Source organism: Spongiactinospora rosea, from assembly GCF_003315795.1.
GTDB lineage: Bacteria > Actinomycetota > Actinomycetes > Streptosporangiales > Streptosporangiaceae > Spongiactinospora > Spongiactinospora rosea.
Map to the genome: position 1 here is coordinate 118,641 of NZ_QMEY01000017.1, position 23,564 is coordinate 142,204.

Annotated in this window: 27 protein-coding genes; 18 read left to right on the top strand and 9 right to left on the bottom strand. The window is 72.3% G+C overall.

What is annotated here, in order from left to right; all coding sequences use genetic code 11:
• The first annotated feature begins 75 nt into the window (after positions 1 to 75).
• The 3 genes from glgA (at position 76) to DP939_RS30800 (ending at position 3,214) form a co-directional block, all read left to right on the top strand.
• Positions 76 to 1,257: a glycogen synthase gene (gene glgA, locus DP939_RS30790; protein ID WP_113984338.1), complete on the top strand. Its 1,182-nt coding sequence runs from the start codon at positions 76 to 78 to the stop codon at positions 1,255 to 1,257.
• Between the two features lie 4 nt (positions 1,258 to 1,261).
• Positions 1,262 to 1,996: a peptidoglycan editing factor PgeF gene (gene pgeF, locus DP939_RS30795; protein WP_318656330.1), complete on the top strand. Its 735-nt coding sequence runs from the start codon at positions 1,262 to 1,264 to the stop codon at positions 1,994 to 1,996.
• Positions 1,997 to 2,083: 87 nt separating this feature from the next.
• Positions 2,084 to 3,214, top strand: a complete 1,131-nt coding sequence (locus DP939_RS30800) for an MBL fold metallo-hydrolase (protein WP_113984339.1) — start codon at positions 2,084 to 2,086, stop codon at positions 3,212 to 3,214.
• A 13-nt stretch (positions 3,215 to 3,227) separates the two neighbouring features.
• Here the strand turns inward: DP939_RS30800 and DP939_RS30805 are convergent, their stop codons facing one another.
• The 3 genes from DP939_RS30805 to DP939_RS30815 form a co-directional block, all read right to left on the bottom strand.
• Entirely contained in the window at positions 3,228 to 4,211 is a 984-nt protein-coding gene (locus DP939_RS30805; protein WP_199565521.1) for a serine hydrolase family protein, read from the bottom strand.
• Positions 4,212 to 4,303: 92 nt separating this feature from the next.
• Positions 4,304 to 4,708 carry a nitroreductase family deazaflavin-dependent oxidoreductase gene (locus DP939_RS30810; protein ID WP_113984340.1) on the bottom strand — a complete coding sequence of 135 codons (405 nt, stop codon included), beginning with the start codon at positions 4,706 to 4,708 and terminating at the stop codon, positions 4,304 to 4,306.
• A 45-nt stretch (positions 4,709 to 4,753) separates the two neighbouring features.
• Positions 4,754 to 5,317 carry a GNAT family N-acetyltransferase gene (locus DP939_RS30815; RefSeq protein ID WP_113984341.1) on the bottom strand — a complete coding sequence of 188 codons (564 nt, stop codon included), beginning with the start codon at positions 5,315 to 5,317 and terminating at the stop codon, positions 4,754 to 4,756.
• Positions 5,318 to 5,434: 117 nt separating this feature from the next.
• Here DP939_RS30815 and DP939_RS30820 point away from each other — a divergent pair, with 117 nt between their 5' ends.
• The 12 genes from DP939_RS30820 to DP939_RS30875 all read left to right on the top strand — a co-directional run bounded on the left by DP939_RS30820 (position 5,435) and on the right by DP939_RS30875 (position 16,854).
• The gene (locus DP939_RS30820; protein ID WP_199565522.1) at positions 5,435 to 6,511 is read left to right on the top strand and encodes an alpha/beta hydrolase family protein; all 1,077 of its coding nucleotides are present in this window, start codon (positions 5,435 to 5,437) and stop codon (positions 6,509 to 6,511) included.
• A 68-nt stretch (positions 6,512 to 6,579) separates the two neighbouring features.
• Complete coding sequence (locus DP939_RS30825) at positions 6,580 to 7,908, top strand: FAD-dependent oxidoreductase (RefSeq protein ID WP_199565523.1); 1,329 nt, start codon at positions 6,580 to 6,582, stop codon at positions 7,906 to 7,908.
• Between the two features lie 48 nt (positions 7,909 to 7,956).
• Complete coding sequence (locus DP939_RS30830) at positions 7,957 to 8,181, top strand: DUF5957 family protein (RefSeq protein WP_113984344.1); 225 nt, start codon at positions 7,957 to 7,959, stop codon at positions 8,179 to 8,181.
• 83 nt (positions 8,182 to 8,264) lie between these two features.
• A complete protein-coding gene (locus DP939_RS30835) occupies positions 8,265 to 8,606 on the top strand; it encodes an NADH-quinone oxidoreductase subunit A (RefSeq protein ID WP_113984345.1) in 342 nt (113 codons plus the stop codon).
• Positions 8,597 to 9,628, top strand: a complete 1,032-nt coding sequence (locus DP939_RS30840) for a hypothetical protein (protein ID WP_113984346.1) — start codon at positions 8,597 to 8,599, stop codon at positions 9,626 to 9,628. The genes DP939_RS30835 and DP939_RS30840 overlap by 10 nt, the downstream gene beginning before the upstream one ends.
• Positions 9,629 to 9,709: 81 nt before the next feature.
• Positions 9,710 to 10,594: an NADH-quinone oxidoreductase subunit H gene (locus DP939_RS30845; RefSeq protein ID WP_225878612.1), complete on the top strand. Its 885-nt coding sequence runs from the start codon at positions 9,710 to 9,712 to the stop codon at positions 10,592 to 10,594.
• On the top strand, positions 10,591 to 11,112 hold the full coding sequence (locus tag DP939_RS30850; protein ID WP_225878607.1) for an NADH-quinone oxidoreductase subunit J: 522 nt from the start codon (positions 10,591 to 10,593) through the stop codon (positions 11,110 to 11,112). Before DP939_RS30845 ends, DP939_RS30850 begins: the two co-directional genes overlap by 4 nt.
• A complete protein-coding gene (locus tag DP939_RS30855; protein ID WP_113984348.1) occupies positions 11,109 to 11,414 on the top strand; it encodes an NADH-quinone oxidoreductase subunit NuoK in 306 nt (101 codons plus the stop codon). Before DP939_RS30850 ends, DP939_RS30855 begins: the two co-directional genes overlap by 4 nt.
• The gene (locus tag DP939_RS30860; protein WP_199565524.1) at positions 11,411 to 13,219 is read left to right on the top strand and encodes a proton-conducting transporter transmembrane domain-containing protein; all 1,809 of its coding nucleotides are present in this window, start codon (positions 11,411 to 11,413) and stop codon (positions 13,217 to 13,219) included. Before DP939_RS30855 ends, DP939_RS30860 begins: the two co-directional genes overlap by 4 nt.
• 4 nt (positions 13,220 to 13,223) lie before the next feature.
• Entirely contained in the window at positions 13,224 to 14,696 is a 1,473-nt protein-coding gene (locus DP939_RS30865) for a complex I subunit 4 family protein (RefSeq protein WP_113984349.1), read from the top strand.
• On the top strand, positions 14,693 to 16,063 hold the full coding sequence (locus tag DP939_RS30870; protein WP_225878608.1) for an NADH-quinone oxidoreductase subunit N: 1,371 nt from the start codon (positions 14,693 to 14,695) through the stop codon (positions 16,061 to 16,063). Before DP939_RS30865 ends, DP939_RS30870 begins: the two co-directional genes overlap by 4 nt.
• A 101-nt stretch (positions 16,064 to 16,164) precedes the next feature.
• On the top strand, positions 16,165 to 16,854 hold the full coding sequence (locus DP939_RS30875) for a CHAP domain-containing protein (protein ID WP_225878609.1): 690 nt from the start codon (positions 16,165 to 16,167) through the stop codon (positions 16,852 to 16,854).
• A gap of 11 nt (positions 16,855 to 16,865) precedes the next feature.
• Here DP939_RS30875 and DP939_RS30880 read toward each other — a convergent pair whose 3' ends face one another.
• Both DP939_RS30880 and DP939_RS30885 read right to left on the bottom strand, forming a co-directional pair.
• Positions 16,866 to 18,179 carry a S28 family serine protease gene (locus tag DP939_RS30880; protein WP_113984350.1) on the bottom strand — a complete coding sequence of 438 codons (1,314 nt, stop codon included), beginning with the start codon at positions 18,177 to 18,179 and terminating at the stop codon, positions 16,866 to 16,868.
• A gap of 4 nt (positions 18,180 to 18,183) precedes the next feature.
• Complete coding sequence (locus DP939_RS30885; protein WP_113984351.1) at positions 18,184 to 18,741, bottom strand: NADPH-dependent FMN reductase; 558 nt, start codon at positions 18,739 to 18,741, stop codon at positions 18,184 to 18,186.
• 124 nt (positions 18,742 to 18,865) lie between these two features.
• Here DP939_RS30885 and DP939_RS30890 point away from each other — a divergent pair, with 124 nt between their 5' ends.
• Positions 18,866 to 19,846 carry an AraC family transcriptional regulator gene (locus tag DP939_RS30890; RefSeq protein WP_113984352.1) on the top strand — a complete coding sequence of 327 codons (981 nt, stop codon included), beginning with the start codon at positions 18,866 to 18,868 and terminating at the stop codon, positions 19,844 to 19,846.
• A 19-nt stretch (positions 19,847 to 19,865) separates the two neighbouring features.
• On the opposite strand, the gene DP939_RS30895 is transcribed toward DP939_RS30890, so the two are convergent.
• Complete coding sequence (locus DP939_RS30895) at positions 19,866 to 20,534, bottom strand: TetR/AcrR family transcriptional regulator (RefSeq protein ID WP_158578766.1); 669 nt, start codon at positions 20,532 to 20,534, stop codon at positions 19,866 to 19,868.
• A 64-nt stretch (positions 20,535 to 20,598) separates the two neighbouring features.
• Between DP939_RS30895 and DP939_RS30900 the strand changes: the two genes are divergently transcribed.
• Positions 20,599 to 21,189 carry a YybH family protein gene (locus tag DP939_RS30900; RefSeq protein WP_158578768.1) on the top strand — a complete coding sequence of 197 codons (591 nt, stop codon included), beginning with the start codon at positions 20,599 to 20,601 and terminating at the stop codon, positions 21,187 to 21,189.
• A 409-nt stretch (positions 21,190 to 21,598) separates the two neighbouring features.
• On the opposite strand, the gene DP939_RS30910 is transcribed toward DP939_RS30900, so the two are convergent.
• Genes DP939_RS30910 through DP939_RS30920 form a run of 3 tightly spaced genes read right to left on the bottom strand, consistent with a single transcriptional unit; the run spans position 21,599 to position 22,826 of the window.
• Positions 21,599 to 21,799 (bottom strand): DUF397 domain-containing protein, encoded by a 201-nt coding sequence (locus DP939_RS30910; RefSeq protein WP_113984355.1) that lies wholly within the window; start codon positions 21,797 to 21,799, stop codon positions 21,599 to 21,601.
• Positions 21,800 to 21,810: 11 nt separating this feature from the next.
• On the bottom strand, positions 21,811 to 22,011 hold the full coding sequence (locus tag DP939_RS30915; protein ID WP_113984356.1) for a DUF397 domain-containing protein: 201 nt from the start codon (positions 22,009 to 22,011) through the stop codon (positions 21,811 to 21,813).
• Positions 21,999 to 22,826, bottom strand: a complete 828-nt coding sequence (locus DP939_RS30920) for a helix-turn-helix domain-containing protein (RefSeq protein WP_113984357.1) — start codon at positions 22,824 to 22,826, stop codon at positions 21,999 to 22,001. Before DP939_RS30920 ends, DP939_RS30915 begins: the two co-directional genes overlap by 13 nt.
• A gap of 224 nt (positions 22,827 to 23,050) precedes the next feature.
• On the opposite strand from DP939_RS30920, the gene DP939_RS30925 reads away from it, so the two are divergent.
• Positions 23,051 to 23,563, top strand: a complete 513-nt coding sequence (locus DP939_RS30925; protein WP_147268204.1) for an ATP-binding protein — start codon at positions 23,051 to 23,053, stop codon at positions 23,561 to 23,563.
• Position 23,564: the final 1 nt, after the last annotated feature.

Here is a 23,564-nt window from a genome sequence, read left to right on the forward strand (position 1 = left end):
ACGATTACCCTCCGACCCTCACTCAAACCCGTCCGACATGATCTCATGAGCCGCGGTCACATAGGGTTTGGTGCCATGCGTGTCGATCTGCTGAGCAGGGAGTATCCCCCCGAGGTGTACGGCGGGGCCGGTGTCCACGTGGAGTACCTGGCCAGGGAGCTGCGCGGGCGGGTCGACCTGCGGGTGCGCTGCTTCGGCGACCCGCGCGCCGGGGCCGGGGTGGACGCCTACCGGGTGCCGTCCGGCCTGGCCGGGGCCAACGCGGCCCTCCAGGTGCTCGGCGTGGACCTGGAGATGGCCGCCGGATGCCAGGGCGCCGACGTGGTGCACAGCCACACCTGGTACGCCAACCTGGCCGGGCACCTGGCCAAGCTGCTGTACGGCGCGGCGCACGTGGTCACCACGCACAGCCTGGAGCCGCTGCGCCCGTGGAAGGCCGAGCAGCTCGGCGGGGGCTACGCGCTGTCGTCGTGGGCCGAGCGCACGGCGCTGCTCGCGGCGGACGCCGTGGTGGCGGTGTCCGCGGGCATGCGCAGGGACGTCCTCGCCACCTATCCGGAGATACCACCGGAAAAGGTGACGGTGATCCACAACGGCATCGACACCGCCGAGTACGCCAGGGACGAGGGCACCGACGCCCTCGCCCGGCACGGCATCGACCCCCGCCGCCCCTACGCGGTGTTCGTCGGCCGGATCACCCGGCAGAAGGGCCTGGTCCACCTGCTGCGCGCGGCGCGCGAACTGGCCGGCGACGCCCAGCTCGTACTGTGCGCGGGCGCGCCGGACACCCCGGAGCTGGCCGCCGAGGTCGCCGCGCTGGTGGCCGGGCTGGACCGGCAGGGCGTCGTGTGGATCTCGGAGATGCTGCCGCGCCGCGAGGTGATCCAGATCATCTCCCACGCCACCGTCTTCGTCTGCCCCTCGGTCTATGAGCCGATGGGGATCGTCAACCTGGAGGCGATGGCCTGCGAGACCGCCGTCGTGGCCACCGCGACCGGCGGCATCCCCGAGGTGGTGGACGACGGGGTCACCGGCCTGCTGGTGCCCGTCGACCAGGCGGCCGACGGCACCCCGCACGACCCAGAACGGTTCGCCGCCGGCCTGGCAGAGCGGATCAACGCGCTGCTCGGCGACCCGGCGCGGGCCGCCGAACTGGGCCGGGCCGGGCGCGCCCGCGCGGTGGAGCACTTCTCCTGGACCACCATCGCCGCCCGGACGGCCGAGCTGTACAGCCGCGTCACGGCTGGGAGAGGATGACCCCGTGATCACGATCGGTGGCGGACGCGTCCGCATGGCGTACACCGACAGGCACGGCGGCGTCAGCACCGCGCCGTACGGCAGCAGGAACCTCGGCGTCCATGTGGGCGACTCCGCCGAGGCGGTCGCGCAGAACCGCGCCCGGACCGAGGCCGAGCTGGGCATCGGCCCCGGCCTGCTGGTCTTCCCCAACCAGGTGCACGGCACCGACATCGCCTACGTGAGCGGGCCGTTCACCGGCGACCCGCCGGACGCCGACGGCGTGGTGACCGACCGGCCCGGGATCGCGCTCGGGGTCCTCGGCGCGGACTGCGCGGGCGTACTGGTGGCCGACCCGGTGAACGGCGTGATCGGCGCGGCCCACTCGGGACGCCCCGGCACGCTCGGCGGGGTGGTCACCGCACTGGCCGGGGAGATGGCCCGCCTCGGCGCCGACCTGTCGCGGGCCACGGCGATCATCGGACCGGCGGCGTGCGGGCGCTGCTACGAGGTCCCCGCCGAGATGCGCGAGCAGGGCGCGTCGGTGCTCCCCGAGACGTGGTCCACGACGAGCTGGGGCACGCCCGCGCTCGACCTGCGCGCGGGCATCGCCGCCCGGCTCGCCGCGGCCGGGATCACCGACATCCGGCACGACGACCGCTGCACGATCGAGTCACCCGAGCTGTACTCCCATCGGCGCGAGCACAAGACCGGGCGGTTCGCCGGGATCGTCTGGATGCCGGGGACACCGGCCTCGTGAACCGCTCATGATCACGACGCATGGCGGCCGGAACGGTTGGCTAGTGTCGATATATCGCGTCTTTTGCTGATCGCTGGAGGGCTGTCGATGGAGGGGAACCGGGTGCGGTTCGTCCGGGGGATGCTGGCGACGGCGGCGATGCTGGCCGCGGCCGCCGGGGCTCGGGCGGCATGGGACATCCGCGCGGCGCTCGGCGCCTCGCCCGCGGGCGCACGGGCGGCGCGGGTCCGCAGGTCGCCACGGTACGCCGGAGCCGCCTTCCGCAATCCCATGCCCGCCGCGATCGTGCCGCGGGGCGCGGGCGGCCGGGCCGTGCGCGAGATGCTGTTCGGCCGGCGGCGGCGCAGGCCGACCGTGCCCGTCCCCGTGGTGACGCCGCAGAGCGGCCCGGTGGCGCCATCCGGCGGGCTGCAGGCCACCTGGCTCGGCCACTCGACGACGCTCGTGGAGATCGAGGGCCGCCGGGTGCTGTTCGACCCGGTGTGGAGCGACCGCTGCACCCCGGTGCCGCTGTTCGGCCCGCGCCGGATCCATCCGATGCCGGTCCCGATCGAACGCCTGCCGCACCTCGACGCCGTGGTCATCTCGCACGACCACTACGACCACCTCGACATGCCGACGATCCGCACCCTCACCCGCACCCGCGCGGTGCCGTTCGTCGTGCCGCTCGGCGTCGGCGCGCACCTGGAGCGGTGGGGCGTGCCCGCCTCCCGGATCGTCGAACTCGACTGGGACGAGCACGCCACGCTCGGCGGGCTGCGCTTCACCGCGACCGCCGCCCGGCACTTCTCCGGCCGGTCGCTGCGCCGCAATCCGACGCTGTGGAGTTCGTGGGTGGTGGCGGGCCGCAAGCGGCGGGTGTTCTACTCCGGCGACACCGGCTACTTCGACGGCTACGCGGTGATCGGCGCGGCCCACGGCCCCTTCGACCTGACGTTGATCCAGATCGGCGCCTACAGCCCGGCCTGGCCGGACATCCACATGACGCCGGAGGAGGCCGTGGCCGCGCACCTCGACCTGCGCGGCGGGGTGCTCATCCCGGTCCACTGGGGCACGTTCAGCCTGTCGGGCCACTCCTGGTCCGAGCCGGTGGACCGGCTGTGGCGGGAGGCCAAGGCCAAGGACGTACGGCTGGCCGTGCCCCGGCCGGGCGAGCGCGTCGACGTGGACGACCCCTCCCCGGCCGACGGCTGGTGGCAGGCCGTGGCGGCGCCCTGACGCCGCCGCAGGGTCACGAGGCGGCGCGGTGGATCTGCCTGGTCAGGTCGGTCGTGCGCCGGACCGACTCCTGCCAGGAGGTGCCCGCGGGGTGGGCGGTGAGCAGGACCATCACCAGCCGCTCGCCCTTGCCGGCCAGCCCGGTGGTGTGCAGCACGGGCCGTCCGAGGTCGGGCACCACGATCTGGTCCAGCCGGGAGGCCGAACGTCCGGCCGGGACCGCGCTGAGCGCTCCGGCGAAGGCTCCGCGCACGCCGCCGGACCCTTCACGGCAGCGCACCGGCGGGGTCGTCCCGAAGCCGGACCAGCCCTGCTTGACCGCGAACGGGCGGGGCACCGCGCTCGGGATGCCGAAGGACTGGTCGAAGCCGTCCTTGCCGCACTTGGCGGCCTTGCGCAGATGGCCCAGGATGAGCTCGCTCACCTTGGGGTCGGCCCGGTCGAGCAGGTAGCGGTAGGTGGTGACGATGTCCGACGCGCTGAGCGAGGTGTATCCCCAAAAGCCCGGCTTGTAGATCGGCGGCGGGAGGGTGTCCTTCAGCCCGAGCCGCTTGGCCGTCCGCTGGATGATCCGGCGCTCGCCGCCGCGCCGCCAGAACGTCGTGGCCGCGTCGTCGTCGCTGGCCCGCAGCATGCTCTTCAGCAGGGCCCGGTCCGCGGCCGAGAGGGGCTTGCCGCTCTCCAGGAGGTCGATCGCGATCAGGATCTTGACCACCGAGGCGGACCTGAACTTGCGGTGCTCGGCGTGCCGGAGCGCGGTGCGGCCGGTCTGCCGGTCGAAGACGACGTATCCGGCGGTCGTCCCGCGTGGGATCTTCGGCCGCGGCCCGCGCGCCGCCATGGGGGTCGTGCCCGCGCCGTGGGGGGCCCGCCCGGCCACGGCGGGCGCGCTCCCGCTCGCCGGCCCTGCCGCCCTCGTCACCGGCCCGCCGTCCGTCACGGCGGGCGCGCAGGCCACCACGAACGGCAGGGCGGCGGCGACCACCAGAGGTCTCACTCGAATCATTCGCACATGCCTATCAGATCCACCGATGCTTCGCTTTGCTGCGAAGCATTCGGGTGCGGACCGCCGCCCGGCCGGTCGGGTCGTCAGGACGCGCGTTCGAGCACGACGATCGGGATCTCCCGGTCGGTCTTCTTCTGGTATTCGTCATAGTCCGGCCAGGTGGCGGCCATCGTGCGCCACATCTCCGGCTTCTCCTCCCGGTCGGCCGTACGGGCCCGCGCCGAGAACCTGTCCGCCAGCACCTGGACCTCCACCTCGGAGGCGGACTGGAGGTTCAGGTACCAGTCCGGCGGGATGTCCGAGCCGCCATTGGAGGCGACGATCAGGTAATCGTCGCCGTGCCGCTGGTAGATGAGTGGAGTGATGTACCTTTTGCCGGATTTGCGGCCGGTGGTGGCGAGCAGAAGGACCGTCGTACCGTTCCAATCGTGTCCCTCGGCTCCGTCCGTCGCCTGATAGCGCTCGACGTGCTCCTTACCGAAAAGCATGAATATGTACCTTTCCAAGTGTCCTGAAGCGTTCCAGAGATGTAACTACCCTCGGGATCGAAAACCTTCCCATTCATCCTCCAACGCGGAGTGAACGATGGAGTCACGCCATTCGCCCTTGGCCCGGACATGGTGCCGGATCCGCCCCTCCTCGACCATTCCGGCGACCAGCATGGCGAGCTGGGCGGCGGTGTTCGCCGGAGCGCGGGCGCCCCAGATCCGGTGCAGTCCGAGCTGCTTGAACCCGAGCTGCAACACCAGGCGGACCAGATCGGTGCCCATGCCCCGGCCCCAGTGATCCGGACGCAGGCCGAGGCCGATCTCCGCGCTGTGCGGATGCTCGGCCTCGACCATGATCCGCGCCACGCCGACCGTTTTCCCGCTGTCGGTCTCCACCGCGGCCAGCAGGTACAACAGGCGCGGCTCCGGACCTGACGCCGCGGCCAGCGCCTCATCGATCATCCCGAGCACCTGATCTCGGGTCTTGGGGTCGAAGGGAAGGTGTTCGGTGGCGGCGGGGTCTCCATAGACGGCGAGCAACGCATCGATGTCGCCGTGGTCTACCTCGCGCAGCCGCAGTCGTTCTCCGGTGATCTCAACGCCGCGCATGCGCCGACGCTAACGCCTTCCCGGCCGCAGTGCCATAGATCAGTATCGCTGAATCGCCCTATGCGCAGGGCCTGTCGGCCCTTGCGGGGCCGCGGGACGCCTGGGAGACTCCGCAAAGTGCGGGTGACTGTGCTGATCGGCCCGGAGGCGCCGGGCGACCGGAGGTTGATCGAGGAGATCGCCGCCGCCGAGCCGGCCCGCCTTTCGGCGAGCGGGCAGGTGCTGGCCGCGAGCGACGCGCCCGCGCTGCGGGCGCTGCTGACCACCCCGGCCGAGGCGTACGTGGTGCTGCCGGGCCCGCTGGCAGAGGCCAGGGAGCTGATGACCGAACCGGGGCCGCACGCCGCGCGCACGGTCTGGCTCGACCTGCACCACACCGGCCCCGCGCGGGTCGCGGACGGGGCCGCGCACATCCATGGCCGGGGGCTGGACGGCCTGGCCTGGGCGCTGCGGCACGCCGTGCACCGGACCCGGCACCCGGCCCGCCGCGTTCCGTACGGCGGGCACCCGGACCAGTGGGCCGACGTGCGCCTCCCCGCGGAGCCGCGGCGGGCGGGCGCGGAGACGCCCGTGGCCGTGCTCGTGCACGGCGGGTTCTGGCGCTCGATCTGGGCGGCCGACCTCATGGACGCCGCCGCCGTGGACCTCGCCGGACGCGGGTTCCCGGTCTGGAACCTGGAGTACCGCCGCCCTGACGCGCACGGCTGGGCGGCCACCACCGCCGACGTGGCCGCCGGGCTGGCGGCCGTTTCCGCCGGGTCCGGCCCGCTGGTCGTGCTCGGGCACTCGGCCGGCGGGACGCTCGCCCTGCGCGCCGCGGCCGACGCCCCCGGGCGGGTCGCGCTGGCCGTGTCCCTGGCCGGTGTCCTGGATCTCGCCGAGGGCGACCGCCGCCGGATGGGCAACGGCGCGGTGGCGATGGCGCTCGGCGGGCACGTCACCGACCTGCCGGAGGTGTACGCGCAGGCCAGCCCGATCGACCGGCTGCCGCTCGGCGTACCGCAGCTCATCGTGCAGGGGAGGGGCGACGAGGCAGACTTCGTCGATGTGGGCCGCCGGCACGCCCGTGCCGCCCGCGCCGCCGGGGACGAGGCGGTGCTGCTGGAACGGCCGGGCGGCCACTTCGACGTGATCGACCCCGGATCGGCCATCTGGCAGGCGATGATCGAGGAGATCTTCCGGCTGCTGTCCTGACTTCGCTCTGGACTTCTCCGCCGCCGCGTCGTAACACGGGGATATCGATCACGATAGGAGCGTTCGCCGTGGAGGTCTCGATCGTCGGCGCCGGGCTGGTCGGCTGCCTGCTCGCGTGTTTCCTGGCCCGCCGGGGGCACGCCGTGACACTGTACGAACGGCGTCCCGACCCCCGCCGCGCGGGCGCGGAGCGGGGCAGGTCGATCAACCTGGCCATCTCCGAGCGCGGCATCGACGCGCTGCGCAGGGTCGGCCTGGACAAGGTCGTGCTGGACACGGCGCTGCCGATGCCCGGCAGGATGATGCACGCCGTGGACGGCGAGCTGACCTTCCAGCCCTACAGCGCGGACCGGGACCGGGCGATCAACTCGATCGGCCGCGCCGACCTCAACCGCACCCTGCTGGACGCGGCGGCGGCGCTGCCCGGCGTACGGCTGTGCTTCGACCACAGGCTCACGTCCATGGACGTGGACTCCGGCCGCATGGTGTTCCAGACGCCCGGCGAGCCCGGCACGGTGACCGCCACCGCTCCGGTGATCATCGGCGCGGACGGGGCCTTCAGCGCGGTGCGCGCCGCGTTGCAGGGCAGGCCCGGCTTCGACTACAGCCAGGAGTTCCTGGACTACGGCTACAAGGAGCTCGTCATCCCGGCCGCGCCCGACGGCGGGTTCGCGATGGACCCCGGCGCCCTGCACATCTGGCCGCGCGGGCACTCCATGATGATCGCGCTGCCCAACCCCGACCGCTCGTTCACCTGCACGCTGTTCTGGCCGAAGGCCGACTTCGCGAGCCTGACCACGCCCGAGCGGATCACCGCGCTGTTCGCCGAACGCTATCCGGACGCGCTCGCCCTCATGCCCGGTCTCTCCGATGACTACCTGCGCAACCCGACCGGGCACCTGGTCACCATCCGGTGCGCGCCCTGGGTGGTGCCGGGCGGCGCGGCCGTCACCGCGCTGGCCGGTGACGCGGCGCACGCCATCGTGCCGTTCTACGGGCAGGGGGCCAACTGCGGGTTCGAGGACTGCGTGGAGCTGGACCGCTGCCTGGCCGAGACCGGCGACGACTTCGCCGCCGCGCTGCCGCTGTACCAGGAGCGGCGCAAGCGCAACGCGGACACCATCGCCGAACTTGCCCTGGCCAACTTCGTGGAGATGCGCGACAAGGTCGCCTCGCGGGTGTTCCTGGCGCAGAAGAAGGTGGAGCACGCGCTGGAGCGGCTGCTGCCTGGACGGTACGTCTCGCAGTACGAGCTGGTCTCCTTCAGCACCGTCCCGTACGTGGAGGTGGAGCGGCGGATCGCCCGGCAGCGGCGCTGGGTCGCCGCGGCGGGGGCGGGGATCGCCGCGCTGGCCGCCGTGGCCGCGATCGGTGGCGCACGCGGGCGCCATAAGTAGGCTCTCTACATGTAGGCTGTCTATGTAACGACGGTCGAAGGAGGGGCTGTGAGGACGTTCGGTGTGACGCTGGCCGGGCTGGTCGGCGGATTCATCCTGGGGATCGTGCTCTCCGAGGTCATCGCGCTCACGACGGCCCTGATCACCGGCCGTCCGGTGGGGGTGAGCAATCTGCCGGTGTACACGGGGCTGGGCGGGGGCGTGGTGGCGCTCGCCGTGCGGCTGCGCCGCCGCGGCCGGTCGCGCAGCGACAGCGGTGCTCGTACGGGCTGACCTGGGGTTTTCTTAGCCCGGCCGGGCGGTTGCGGCGACGGCCGCAGGGAACGACGGCAGGCAGCAGACCTGCCGGGGGGACCATGGAAGCACCCGTGCCCGGCGTGCTCGCCGCGCTCGGCCTGCTCGCGGCGGGCATGGCCGGGGTGTACGCCGTCGCGCGCGGGCCGGGGCCGCTCGCGGCGTGGCCGTTCCTGTCCGGCGCGCGGCCCGCCGAGCACGCGATGTCCCGCCACCACGTCCGGTGGTACGCCGTGTCGCTGGTCTTCCTGGCCTTCGACATGGAAATGGTCTTCATGTACCCGTGGGCGCTGGTGGTCGCCGAGGTCGGGACCATGGCGGTCGTCGAGATGTTCGTGTTCCTCGGGCTGCTGATGGCGGGGGTCGTCTACGTCTGGCGCGAGGGGGCGCTGCGGTGGGCCTGAGCGGCCGGCTCGCCCGGTGGGCGGGGCCGAGGCCGCTGGTGGTGGCCACGCCGTACGGCACGCGCCCGCGCCTGCACGCCGAGGGCGAGATCGCCCGCCGCCACTGGCACCCGGCCACCGCGCCCGCGTCGGCCTCCCTCCTGATCGTCTGCGGGCCCGCCACCGGAGACCTGGCCACCGCCGTGGCGGAGGTCTGGAACGCCATGCCAGACCCCCGCACCCGAGCGGACCTCCCCGCGGACGCGGGGGCCGCGGATGTCACCGGCGCACTGGACGCGGCGGCGGCCCACCTGGCCCGTGGAGCCGGAACGGCCCGGAATGGCGACGGTGTGGAGCTGCCCGGTGGGGGCGGGATGGCCGGGCGTGGGGAGGATCGGGACGGGCTGCGGCTGGACGAGCTGCACGTGCCGTTCGGGCCGGTGCTCGCCGACTGGCCGGGCGGGCTGGTCGTGGAGACCGCGGTGCAGGGCGATGTCGTCCAGGAGGCGACGGTCAAGGTCGTCGGGGCGGGCCCAGAGGCGGGCGAGCCGTTCTGGGACGAACCGTGGCACCGGGCCCGGCGCGGCGAGCGCGTCCCGCGCGGCGCGGCCGAACGACGCGGAGCAGCCGAACGCCTGGACGGCCTGGCCCGGCTGCTGGCGGTGGCCGGGTGGCCCGCGGCGGCCCGCGCGGCCAGGACGCTGCGCGACCGGCTGCTCGCTGACCGGCCCGCGGCGGGACTCGCCGCCGAGTTCGCCCGGTTCGAGCGCCGGGTGCGCGGCTCCCGCGCGCTGCGCTGGATGCTGCGCGGCATCGACGCGGGGGAGTACGACGTCCTCGAACGCGCCGGGCGACGACTCGACGCCATCGGCACGGCCCTGGCCCGGATGGACGACGACACGCCACTGTCGGCCAACGGCCCCGAACGGGAGAGCACCCTCGACCGGCTGCCCGCCCTCCTGGCGGGCACCGAACTGGCCGCGGCCCGCCTGATCGTGGCGGCCCTCGACCCCCGCACCGACGCGGTCACCGGCCATGGCTGACCCTCGCGCCTTTCCTGGACGGGCGGTTCTGACAGGTGGCGCATCCGTGTGCCGCACCGAAGGGGGACGGCGGCCTTGGGGGTGATCCTGGCGTTTACCGTCACGCTCGCCGGACTGGCGCTGGCCGCCGCGATCCTTGACTCGGGGACCAGGGGCACCGGCTGGGCCGGGCCGCTGCGGGAGGCGGCCCGCCTGCTCACACAGCGGCGGCGGCACACCGTCGCGGCCGACGGCCTGCTCGCGCGCGCCGGGGTGTGCGCCCTCCTGGCCGCCGCGACCCTCGCCGGTGCGGCGGTGCTACCGCTCGGCGAACGGCCGCTCGCCGACATGGCCGTGGGCATCGTGTGGTTCAACGCGATGGAGGCGGCGGTGTGGGCCGCGCTCTGGCTCACCGGCTGGGGCGCGAACTCCTTCTACCCGCTGGTGGGCGGCTACCGCTTCCTGGCGCAGGGCCTCGCCTACGAACTGCCGCACATGTTCGCGCTGATCACGGTCGCGGCCGGCGCGGGCTCGCTGCGGGTGCCCGAGGTGGTGGCGGCGCAGCGCGGGCTGTGGTTCGCGGTGGCCATGCCGGTCGCGTTCGCGGTCTACCTGCTGTCGGCGCTGGCGATGGCGTTCTGGGGCCCGCTGGGCACGCCGGTGGGCGTCGATGTCGCGGGCGGCGTACGGGCCGAGCTGTCCGGACCCGACCTGCTGATCTTCCAGGCCGGGCGGTACGCCCTGCTGGCGGTCGCCGCCGCGGCGGCCGTGCCGTTCTTCCTCGGCGGCGGGGCGGGGCCGGTCCTGCCCGCCTGGGCCTGGACTCTGGTCAAGGCGCTCGCCGTGCTGGCGCTGCTGGTCTGGGCCGGCCGGCGTACGGCGGGCCTGCGGATGGATCGGTTCACCGAGGCGTCCTGGCTCGTGCTGATCCCCGCCATGCTGCTGCAACTGCTGGTCACCGCCACTTTGGCGGTGGCGGCCCGGTGATCGCGGGCGTCGCCTTCTGGGCCCTCGCCGCGCTCGCCGTGGCGGGCGGCGTCGCCGTCTTCGTGGTCGATTCGATGGCCAGGGCGACGTTCGCGCTGCTGGTGTCCTTCCTGGCGGTGGGCCTGACCTTCCTGCTCATCGACCTGCAGTACCTCGGCGTGCTGGTCGTCCTGATGATGATCATGGAGATGTGCGTGATGGCCGTCTTCATGATCATGTTCATGATGAACCCCGGCGGCCTGATGTCGATGACCATGGTGCACAACCCGCGCGGCGCGGTGCTCATCGCCGCCGCCGTGTTCGTGCCGCTCGCCGCCGGGGCGCTGACCGTCCGGCCGCCGCCGCGCCGCGGCACGCCCCCCGCCGACCCGGCCCGCGCCCTCGGCCTTTCCATCATGGGGGACAAGATGCTCGTGATGATGATCATCGGCGTGGCGATCCTGGCCACCATGATCGCCTCCGTGCTGCTCTCCGTCCACGGCGGGCGCTACGCCGCGGGCCGGAGCCGGTCCCGGTGAGCGCGCAGGGCTTCCTGCTGCTGGCCGCCGCGCTGTTCGCGACCGGCCTGTACGGCGCGCTGTCGCAGCAGTCGATCGTCATGCTGATGATGGGCCTGGAGCTGATGATCAACGGGGTGCTCGTCGCGGCCGGGGCGAGCTGGTACTACTTCGCCCCGGTGAGCGCAGACGGCCAGGTGCTGGTCCTGGTCGCGATCACCGTGATGGCGCTGGAGATGGCGATGGGCTTCGCGGTGACCATCGCCGTCTTCCGCGCCCGCGACGTGGACATGACCGAGGGCGCGGGCGAGCTGGGCGGATGAACGACCTGCTGTGGCTGCTCCCCGGGCTGCCCGCGGCGGCGGGCGCGGCGCTGCTGCCGATGCGCGGGCGGGCGGTGCCCGCGGTCGCGGTGTCCGTCGCGGTGGTGACACTGCTGCTCGCGATGTACGCGGCGGCCACCCGGCCGGCGACCCGGCCGATCTCGTCGGTGGGCGGCCTGCGGGCGGCGCTGGCCGTGGACGGGCTCGCCGCGGTCATGGCGGTGACGACGGCGGCGGTCGCGCTCGCCGTACTGGTCTACGCGGCGGGTCAGATCCGCGCCTCGCGCGGCAGGTTCTTCGGGCTCATGCTCGTCTTCACCGCCGCCATGCTGGCCACCGTCACGGCCACCGACCTGCTGGTACTGCTCATGGCCTGGGAGGTCATGGGCGCGTGCTCCTACGCGCTGATCGCGTTCGACTGGCGGGACGGCGGGCGGGTGCGCGCGGGCGGCGTCGCCTTCCTCACCACCCGCGCCGCCGACCTCGGCCTGTACGTCGCCGCCGGGTGCGCGCTCGCGGGCACCGGCTCGCTGACCGTCGCGGGGCTCGCCGCCGCCCCGCGCCCCTGGCTCGACCTGGTCGCGGGCGGGATCGTCCTGGCCGCGCTGGGCAAGTCGGCCCAGCTCCCGTTCGCGTTCTGGCTGTCGCGGGCGATGGCCGGGCCCACACCGGTCTCGGCGCTGCTGCACTCGGCGACCATGGTGGCGGCCGGGGCGTACCTGCTGCTGCGCGTCCAGCCGCTGCTGGCCGCCACTGCCTGGGCCGCCCTGCTGGTCGCCTGGGCGGGCGCGCTGACCGCGCTGCTGCTCGGCGCGGTGGCCCTGGCACAGGCCGACCTGAAGCAACTGCTCGCCGCCTCGACCAGCGCCCAGATCGGGTTCGCGGTGCTGGCGGCGGGGCTGCCCGCGCTCGCGGGCGGGGCGGCCCACCTTGTCGCGCACGCGGCGGTGAAGAGCCTGCTCTTCCTGTGCGCGGGGGTGTGGCTGGCCGCGCTCGGCACCCAGGACCTGCGCGAACTTCGCGGCGCGGGCCGCCTGCACCGGCCGCTCGGGGTGGCCTTCGCGCTCGGCGCGGCGGCCCTCGGCGGCCTGCCGCCGCTGTCCCTGTGGGTCACCAAGGACGCCGTGCTCGCCGCCGCCGGCTCACCGGCGCTGTACATCGTCTGCCTCGGCGCGGTGCTGGTGGCCGCCGGTTATGCCGCCAGGATCGTTCTGGTGGTCTGGCTGCCACCCGATCATGGTGGCACGGTCCGGGCCGGGGTGCTGGAACTGCTGCCGCTGCCGCCGCTCACCGTGGTCGCCGTGGCGTTCGGGCTGGTCGGGCTCTGGTACGGCGAGTGGGCGCGGCTCGTCGGGGCCGGTCCCGGTGAGCCGCCTCCCACCTTCCCCGGGCTGGCCCTGACGGGCGTGCTGGCGGCCGTGGCGGCGGCCCGGGTCGTAAGGCACGGCCCGGACGCCGCGCTCGGCCTCCCGGGGTTCGCGGGCTGGCTCGGCCTGGAACGCGCGGCCCTCACGCTGGCCTGGCGGCCCATGACCGCCCTGGCAGGGGCGCTCGCGCGGTTCGACGACCGGGTGGTCGGCGGCGCGGTGCGGGCCGTGCCGCGCCTCGGTACCGCCCTGGCCCACTGGACCCGCGCCCGCGCCGAACCCGCCCTGGACGCCGCGGTCCACACGCTCGCCACCACCGCCCGCCGCCTCGGGACCCTGGCCAGACGCCCGCAGACCGGCCAGGTCCACACCTACCTGGCCCAGGCCGCGGTCTGCCTGATCATCATCGCCGCCCTGGCCCTGGTGGTCTGGGGGTGACCGGGTGCTCTCACTGGTGATCTTCCTGCCGCTGGCCGCGGCGGCGGTCCTCGCGCTGCCGCGTACCGGCCGGGCGGCCGGGGCGATCTGGGCGGCCGCGGCGGCGGCCGACCTGGCGCTCGCGAGCACACTGTGGGTCACCTACCCCGGCGGCATCGGGCACGAGACGCGGCTGCGCTGGATACCGACCGTGTCGGCCGGCTACCACATCGGCGCGGACGGCCTGTCGCTGCCGCTGATCGCCATGACCTGCGTGCTGTTCCTGTGCTGCGCGCTCTACTCCGCGCGCGGCCCGGTCTCCCGCTCCTACGCGGCGCTGTTCCTGTTCCTCCAGACGGTCTCCGTCGGCCTGTTCGCGGCGCTGGACCTGCTGCTGTTCTTCGTGTTCTTCGACCTGTCCATCGTCGGCATGTACTTCGTGATCGCGGGCTGGGGGCACGGCGACCGGGCGCGGTCGGCGCTGATGTTCTTCCTGTACACCTTCCTCGGCTCGCTGGTCCTGCTGCTCGGGTTCATCGGGCTGTACGTGGGCGGGCGCACGTTCGACATCGTGGACCTGGCCCGCGTCCCGCCGTTCGCCGACCGGCCGGGCGCGGCGGCGGTGGTGCTGCTCGCGGTCGGGGTGGGGCTGGCGGTCAAGACGCCCGCCGTACCGCTGCACACCTGGCTCCCGCCCGCGCACACCGACGCGCCCGCCGCGGGTTCCGCCGTACTGGCCGGGGTGCTGCTGAAGATGGGCGCGTACGGCTTCGCCAGGATCGCGATGCCGCTGCTGCCGGGGGCCTGGCAGCGGTACGCGTGGGTGATCATCTGTGTGGGCCTGGCAGGCGTCCTGTACGGCGCGCTGGTCGCGCTGGCCCAGGACGACGTCAAACGGCTGATCGCCTACACCTCCGTCAACCACATGGGCTACATCCTGCTCGCCCTCGGTGCGGCGGGCCTGGCCGCGCCGAGCGGGCCGCGCGTCCTCGCGGTCAGCGGCGCGGTCACCCAGATGGTCAGCCACGGCCTGCTGACCGGGGCGCTGTTCCTGGTCGCGGGCGTGCTGTGGGACCGCGCCCGCACCTACGACGCCCGCCGCCTCGGCGGCATCGCGGCCACCGCGCCCCGGCTGACCGCCCTGGCCGCGCTCGCCGCGTTCGGCTCGCTCGGGCTGCCCGGCCTTTCCGGCTTCATCGCCGAGTTCCAGATCTTCGCCGGGGTCATCGGCACCGGCCTGCCGGGCGCGGTCGTGGCGGGCGCGCTCGGCGTGACCGGCATCCTGATCACCGCCGCGCTGTTCCTGCGGGTCCTGCACCGGGTGTTCCTCGGACCGCCCGGCGAGGTCGCGGTCACGCCGGACACCCGGTGGCCGGAGACCGCCGCGATCGTCCCGCTGCTCGCGCTGTCGGTGCTGATCGGCCTGGCCCCGCGGTGGCTGCTCGACCTCATCGAGCCGGTCTCCGCCGCGCTCGTGGCACTGGCGGGCCGCCCGTGACCGAGAACCCCTGGGACCTGTTGCCGGAACTGCTGATGCTCGGCGGCGCGGTCACCGGTCTGCTCACCGGCGCCTTCTCGGCCCGCGAGCGGCAGGGGCGGGCGGCCTGGATCTGCGCCGCGGCCCTGGTGGCGGCGGCGGTCGCGGCGATGGCCGCGGCGGTACGGCCGGACGGCATGGCCTTCGGGGCCTGGGCGCTCGATCCGGCGACCCACGTCGTGCGGGTCGTGGTGGCCCTCGCGACGGCCGCGGTGGTGGTGCTCGCCCGCCGCCGGGCGCGCGGCCACCCGCGCGAGGCGGAGCTGTACGCGCTGCTGCTGCTCGCCGCGCTCGGCGCGGTCGCGCTGGCGGCGGCCGATGACCTGCTGGTGCTGGTGTCGGCGTACCTGCTGGCCAGTGTGCCCGGCTACGCGCTCGCCGGGTTCGCCAGGGACGGGCCGGGCACCGAGGCGGCGCTGAAGTACTACCTGATGGGCGCCTTCCTCGGGGTGCCGATGCTGGCCGGGGTCACCCTGCTGTACGGCCTGGCGGGCACCACCGCCTACGGCGGCCTGGCCGGTGAACGGCCGGGCGCCGCGGCCGTCGCCGCCGTCCTGCTGCTGGCCGGGGTGCTGTTCAAGGCGGGGGCCGTGCCCGCCCACTTCTGGGTGCCGGACGTGACGCAGGGCGCGCCGATCGCCGTGGCGGCGTTCGTCACGACCGTGCCCAAGGCGGGCGCGCTGGTGGCGCTGCTGCGGCTCGGCGGCGAGGTGTTCGGCGCGGCCGGGTACGGCTGGCGTCCGCTGCTCGGGCTGGTCGCCGTGGCCACCATGACGCTCGGCAACCTGGCCGCCTTCCACCAGGACGACGTACGCCGCCTGCTCGCCTACTCCACCATCGCCCAGGCGGGCTACGCGCTGGTACCGGTCGCGGTGACCGGGGCGAGCGCGCTGGCCGCCCCCGCCCTGCTGTACTACGTCGCCGCCTACGCCGTCACCAACCTCGGGGCCTTCGCCGTCGTGGCCGCCACCGGCCGGACCACCCTGGCCGCGTACGCCGGGCTGGCCCGCCGTTCCCCGGCGCTCGCCGTCGCGCTCACCGTGTGCCTGCTCGGGCTGGTCGGCACCCCGCCCACGGCGGTGTTCGCGGGCAAGCTGCTGGTGCTCGGCGCGGCCTGGGACGGCGGGCATCCGTGGCTGGCGGTGGCCGTCGTGGTCAACACGGTGATCAGCCTGTTCTACTACCTGCGCTGGATCAGGCCGCTCTTCGCGGCCGGCGACATCACGCGTCCGGACCCGTGGGCGGCGGGGATCGCGTGCGCCGCCGCCGCGCTGTCGGTCCTTCTCGGGGTCGGGGCGGGCGCGGTTACGCCACTGATGTCCCTCTAATGACTCGGTTTTATAGCGGATGGGCATTTGTCTAGTTATCTCGGGCTTCACGAGTTACCGTCATGGCGGATGGTGGCCGAGGCGAGGAGACCACACGCCCCGTGGATCAGATTGTCGGAAATCTGCTCGATGTGATGCGTGCGGAACTCGGTTACCGGGAAAAGGGCGGGCAGTACACCAAGTTCGGGACGTGGTACGCGAAAAAGGTCGGCGATCCGCAGTACCGGAACGCCCCCTGGTGCGACATGTCCATCGCGTGGGCCGCCGAGCGCGCGGGGGTCGCCGACTACGTCGGTTCGTTCGCCTGGACCCCCTCGCACGCGGTCTGGTTCAAGCAGCACGGGGCCTGGACCGACAGGCCCGAGCCCGGAGCCCTGGTCTTCTTCGACTGGGGCGGCTCCAAGAACTACAAGAAGATCGACCATGTCGGCGTCGTGGAGCGGGTCGCGAACGGCAAGATCCACACGATCGAGGGGAACGTCGACCGGGTCTGGCTCAAGCGCAAGGTCCGCGACGAGAGCAAGGTGGTCGGGTACGGGCTGCCCCGCGTCGTCAAGGAGGTCCGGCAGGCCGCCGCCCGGCAGCCCGCCACCCCCACGGCCACCCCGGGCGCGGCCGGCGGCGGGCCGGTGTTCGGGTTCCCGCTGCCCCTGGAAGGGGCCCTCCTGCTCATCGCGCTGGTCGCCGCGCTGTCCGCGCTCGCCCTCGGCGGCGTCCGCAGGCGACCCCGCCGCGCCGAGCCCCCTCCGGCGGAAACCGAACCGGAAGAGACCCCTGCGCAGATCCTCTGATCGGGCGGGCTTTATCGGGCCCAGCGGCGCAGGTCGGCGACGGCCTTGTCGCGCTGCGCCCGGGGCAGCCGGCCGATCACCTCGCCGAGGAAGACGTGATGGACCCCCGGCGCGGTGTAGACGGCCGAGTCGCGGCTGCCCGGCCCGAGCCGGTAGGGCTCCGCGCTCACCGGGTCGTTGCCGCCGTTGACGAACATCAGCCGGTGGCCGCGCGTACGCACGTACTCGTCGATCTCGCGGACCGCCGTCCCGTCGTAGGTGATCGGGATGTCGCGCGGCACGTACGTCCTGGGCTCGTACTCCCGCTCATGGCGCAGCAGGGGACGCAGGTGCGGGAACGACAGCGTCTGCCAGCCGGTCTCCTTGACTCCCTGGTAGAAAGCCGAGACGTACGGGGTGAGCGCCTGGTCGGTGAAGAACCGGAACCCCAGCACCCGGTCGAAGCTGCGGTACAGCTCCTCGTCGGAGGCGTCCAGCGCAGGCAGGCTCGCGCAGGCGGACTGGTCGTTGTAGGCCCAAAACCCCCACTCGTAATCCATCACCGAGTGCTCGAACGCCCGGTCGATATCGCCGACCAGGCCGAACGTCCAGCCCTGCGCCGCCGCCTCCGCCGCCAGCAGGCCCACCATGGCCGTACGCCGCTCCAGGATCTCCCTGGCCAGCGCCCTGACGTGGGTACGGCAGCGCGGATCGTCGCCCACGGTCTGGAAGAACCGGTCGTAGGCGCTGTCCTCGTCGTCATCGACGTTGTTGGGGGCCACGTACGCGACCGTGCCGTCGATGTCGCCCGGGTGGTACAGGCGGTGCGCCACGGACGCCTGGCCGCCCTTGCTGCCACCGGTCCCGATCCACTTGCGGTGGTAGATCCGCTTCAGCGCCACGACCAGGCGGTGCTGGTCGGCCGCGCCCTGCCGGATGGTGGCCTTGGACCAGTCGGTGGGCACCGGCCGGGAGCCGGGGTAGAACCGGTACTCCATGGAGAGCTGGTTCGCGCCGAGAATGGCCGTCGGCTCGGTCTCGAACATGGTCTCCGGCACGGTGTGCCCGGTGGTGTGGAAGACCATCGGCCGGTCGGCCGCGCGGTGCTGGAGCATGACCCGCTGCTCGAACCAGGCCCCGCCCGGCCGGTCGTGGTCCACCGGCTGCCGGTAGCGCAGGTGGAACCACCGCCTGCCCGGCAGGGTGGACGGTCGTTCCGTCACGGTCAGACCGGGGACGGCCCGCAGCCGGTCCGCGATGTCGCCGGATTCGGCGCGGGCGGTGGTCACCGTACCCATGGACGCCAGGAGCAGCGCGAACGCCGCCGCCGCTTTCACGAAGGCCATGGCGTCAGCCCCGCAGGGTCCGCAGGGCCCCGCCCCAGGCGAGCACCTGGTCGAGGACGAGGGCCAGCCTGCCCTCCTGGGCGGGCGTGGGCTTGAAGGCGGTGAAGTTCTCGAAGTCCTGGTGGATGGAGAGCGTGACCTGCTGCGCCACGGTGGCCACGCCGACCTGAGCGAGGATCTGCCGCAGGTGCTCGACCGCCCGCGCGGCCCCGTCCGCGCCGTAGCCGACGAAGCCGGCGGCCTTGTCGTTCCACTCGGCGTACAGGAAGTCCAGGGCGTTCTTGAGCGCGCCGGGGACGGAGTGGTTGTACTCGGGGGTGACGAAGACGAACGCGTCGAAAGCGCCGATCTTCGCCGACCACCGCTTGGTGTGCTCGTGCTCGTACCGGCCCATCGCCGCGACGGCCGCCTCGTCGAGGTTCGGCAGGCCGTAGTCCTTCAGGTCCACGAGTTCGTACTCGGCGTCGCCGCGCTTGACGGCCAGGTCGCGCACCCAATGGGCGACCGCCTCGCCGTTGCGCCCCGGGCGCGTGCTGCCCAGGATGATGCCCACTTTGATCATTTCGCCGGGTCCCTTTCCGGGGGCCGATGTCGTCGATGACAACCGTAGGAACCACTGGTGAGATGACCAATGCTTGAAAATCTGGACTTCATACGCGAAAGTCTCAGCCGTTAGACTCATCGGCGTGGACGTGCTCAGCGACGTCGTCGCCCTGATGCGGACCGGGCGGCCGACCTCCGCCCGGATCTCCTGGCGCGCGCCGTGGGGCCATCGGTTCCCGCGGCTCCCCGGCGCGGCCTGCTATCAGGTCGTGCTGCGCGGTTCCTGCTGGCTCATCCCGGACGAGGGCGACCCGATCCCGCTGAGCGTCGGCGACGTGGTGTTCTTCCCGCACGGCGACGCGTACGCCCTGGCCGACGACCCCGCCACCCCTCTCGTCCCGCTCGGCTGCGACCCCCTCGGCGAGCCCCGGCTGTTCGCCTCCGCCGGATTCGGCGGCACGGGGGCCGAGACCGTCACCCTGTGCTGCGGCTACCGCCTCGCCCGCGGCGGGACCCACCCCATCCTGGCCTCGCTGCCCAGCGTGATCCACCTGCCCGCCACCCTCGGCCGCCACCCCGAGCTGCGGGCCGCCGTCGATCTGCTCTCCGGCGAGATCGCCGACCCGCGTCCGGGCGCGGACACCGTGGTCTCCTCGCTGCTGGACACGCTGCAGCTCTACATCCTGCGGGCCTGGTTCGGCGACCGTGGCGACGTCTGCGGCCACACCGGCTGGGCCGCCGCCCTGGCCGATCCGGTGGTCAGCCGCGCGCTCGACGCCATCCACCGCGACCCGTCCCACCGCTGGACCGTCGAATCCCTCGGCGCCCACGCGGGCCTGTCCCGCGCCGGCTTCGCCCGCCGCTTCACCACCCTCGTCGGCCGCCCGCCCCTGGCCTACCTCACCTGGTGGCGCCTGTCCGTGGCGGCCCGCCTGCTACGCGAGTCCGACGCGTCGGTCGCCACCGTCGCCGAACGCGTCGGCTACGGCTCCGAGTTCGCCTTCGGCAACGCCTTCAAACGCGAACACGGCCTCTCCCCAGGCCGCTACCGCCGCGAGTCCTGCCCCGCCCCGGAGACTTTCGCCTCCCCCGCAGTTCGAGTGGGGGCGCATCCGCTGTCATGACGTACGAGATGCGGGCAGGTCACCCCCGTGAGCGGTCGCGGTAGCAGCGCAGCCACATCTCGACGCCGTTGTCGACGATCTCCGCGGCCTCCGCGTCCGGCAGGGCGCGCCTGCCGTACTGGGTGCGGGTCAGCGCCTCGATGATCACGACCAGGATGAGCTGGCGGGCCGCGAGGGCGGCGTCCGGGACGTCCAGTGTGCCCCGTTCGGCCTGCCGGATGATGGCCTCGGCGAGCGCCTGTTCCATGACCGCTCCCGGCCGGGTCCACTCCTCCAGCAGCCAGGGGTGGCGGCCCGACTCGGCGATGATCAGCCGGCGCAGCGCCGCGGCGTCCTCCTGCAGCACCATGCCCACCCAGTGGCGGCCGAGGGCACGCAGGTCGCGGCCGAGGTCGTCGGAGCCGCCGAGTGAGCCCGCCATCCTGGCGAGCTCGCGCTCATCGCCGGGGCCGCTCTGGGCGGCGCGGATGACCTCGCGGAACAGCCGCTCCTTGTCGCCGAAGTGGTTGTAGAGGGTCTGCTTGGACACCCCCGCCTCGGCCGCGATCGCGTCCACGCCGCTGCCGGTGAAGCCATGGCGCAGGAACACGCGCCGGGCGGCGTCCACGACGACGTCGTGCTTGATGGGCTTGCCCCGGCGTGAGCCTGCGGCCCGGTCGGCGTGTGGCTGGTGAGGTTGTAGGCCCATGGGGCCCATGTTAGCTTGGACTGGACAGTCCATTCTAAACTTCTCGCCATCCGAAGGAGCGGGCATGCCCCATGACAACGTCTCCGATCGACGCGGGTTCCTGCGAAGGACCGGCATGGCCGTGGGCGCCGCCACGGCCGTACCCCTCCTGGGCGCCGGGCCGGCGAGCGCGTCCCCTCTCACCGCCGCGAAACCGCGCCCCGTGGTACACCCGCTGACGCGCTTCGACGTCGACTCGACGCTGAGGTTCGGCCGTGAGTTCGAGGAGGCCTTCTACCGGGGCGACCATCGGGCCCTGGCCTCGGTCTACGCCGAGGGCGCGCGGCTGATCGCCCAGGGCACCGCTCCCGTGGTGGGGCGTCCCGCCATCGCGGAGTTCTGGAAATCGGCCTGCGCGCGGGCCCGGAAACTGGGCATGCGGCGCACCATCCTGCACGACGAACAGGACACCTCCGGCGACCTGGCCTACATGCGGAGCCGCACCATCCTGAAGATCCCTGCCAAGAAGGGCAAGCCCATCACGATCACCGCCCGCGCCGTGACCACCTGGCGGCGGGAGGCCGACGGCGTGTGGCGTATGACCGTGGACCTGTCCAACACCGATGTCTCACTGGAGTCCGGCGAACTCCCGTACGGCACCTCTCTCAAGCACTGACCGCCCGCCGCTGCGGGAGGCGGTCGTCGTCGATCTCGACGGGCGCACGCTGACGACCGAGAAACAGTTCGACGAACTGGCCGAGGCGAACCTGAACGCACCGTACTTCCTCACGCGCCTGCCGCCCCTGCCGGCGGACGAATCCTGAACCTCTCCACCGCCCTGACGAGACGTGTGAACACCCTCAGAGGCGGCGTCATGCACACCAGGAGGTCCAGGAGTTGCCCTCCAGATCCATCACCCTCGGCAGAATCGGCACCCCCGACGACCTCGGCGCAGCCGTCCCCGCCATCCTCTCTTCTGCTTTCGCCTGGGCGACCGGCACCTGTATCGAACTCAGCGAAGGCCAGAGCCTTTAGTTACTGCACGGCCTGGCCTTCCGGCCAGGCCCACAGGCACACCCGGCGTACTAATGGCCCTCTTTGATCTGGGTGATGAAATCGGTCCAGTCGGTGGGGGAGATGTGGAGGGTGGGGCCGGTGGGGTTTTTGCTGTCGCGGATGAGGATGGCTCCGGGGATGTTGGTGGCTACTTCCACGCATTCCCCGCCGTTGTCACCACTTGCTGTGGCTTTGCGCCAAACGGGGCTTTCCCTGCTCGCTTGATCCATTGCTCGATTCCCTAGCAGCTGTGTTTCATCTGGGTGATGAAGTCGGTCCAGTCGGTGGGGGAGATGTGGAGGGTGGGGCCGGTGGGGTTTTTGCTGTCGCGGATGAGGATGGTTCCGGGGATGTTGGTGGCTACTTCCACGCACTCTCCGCCGTTGCCGCCGCTTGCTGTGGCTTTGCGCCAAATGGGGGATTCCTGGCTCAGCTGGTCCATTGCTCTATCACCTTCTCGATGAGATGCAATGACTCCTTTTGGGAGTAGGTGTCCTCCCGGATGCTGTCACATTGGAGTGTGAGGCGGGAGATCAGCCGAGGCTCGGTTGTCACTATTCCGTCACCGGATGACTGAATTGTGGCGACTTGGACATCGTGGGGGAATCGAGCGAGCGCGAAAGCGCTCAGCAAGCCTGGGGTGCAACCGGCCTCGGTCGGCACGACCTGTATGGTCACGCCGGGATGCTGGGCCATCTCCAGCAGGAACCTCAGTTGTTCGATGAGTACAGTGCGCCCGCCGATGGGTCGATGGAGAACGGTCTCGTCCATCATGATCCATATACGCGGTGGTGCCTCGCGGTCGAGGATCGCCCGTCGCTCCATGCGCCGGGTGACCAGGACTTCGACTTCGCTCGGGGGAATGCCAGGCTCTCGCGAGAAGATCGCCCGGGCGTACGCCTCCGTCTGGAGGATGCCCGGTACGAGCATCGGATCCCAGAAGCGGAGGGAAAGCGCCTGGGGCTCCACCTTCAACCACCTGCCGAACCATCCCATCGCGCCCATTTCGCGAATCATGCGTTCGTAGATTCCGGTGAAATGCCGCTTCTTGGTCAGCCCGAAGGCGACGTCGAGTGCTTCGGCGACATTACGCTTCGGCCGCTTGGTCCCCCGCTCGATATGGGAGATGAGCGTTCGGTGACATCCGATGCGGACACCCAGCGCCACCTGCGACAGCCCGGACTCTTGCCGCAGCCTGGCCAGCTCCGCCGCGAACAGGGCTTGTGCAGACGCGCCGGGCTCGATGCCTCGTCCCATGTTTCCTCCCGACAGAATGTGTGACGACTTGTCGCCACCCTGCGCTGAATTGTGACGACGTGATAGATTTGACGTCACGGTATGTCACCCACCGTCACGTCATAGCCTCCCCGCCGCACGCATTGTTACCGGCATTCTGAGCGGGCGGCTACTCGTTTCGCATTTCACGTGGCAATGGAATTCGGCGAGTAGTTATCGGCGTATATGGCAAAGTGGGGCGCATTATGACTGTAGACCGGATAAGCGGCAGTATTCTTCAAACCCAGTACAGTCCGGCAGAAACCCTCAAACTGGTCGCGCTGCCCGATGCGGTGGCTCCCGCTCGGGCGTACTGCGCGGCGACGCTTCGCGGGTGGGGCTTCATGGACCCGGACTTCCTGTTCGATGCCGAACTCGTCGTCTCCGAGCTGGTGACGAACGCGCTCGAAGTGGTCAGCCTCGGCGACCGGCCCCGCCGCCTGCTGGAGGAGGGGGCCCTCATCAGGCTGACCCTGACGGTCCTGGCGGACCTTCTGTTCATCGAGGTCTGGGATCGCGTACTTCGCCCGCCCCGGCCACAGTGTGACGTGCCCGCCGACGCCACCCGTGGTCGTGGGCTGCGGATCGTGGCCGACCTGGCCTGCCAGTGGGGCTACCGCTACTCGGAGGGCCCCTGCGGCCCGGACGGGAAGACCGTCTATGCCGTACTCCCCGTACCGGCACATCCGATACAAGCATCTAAATATTTGGATGTATGAT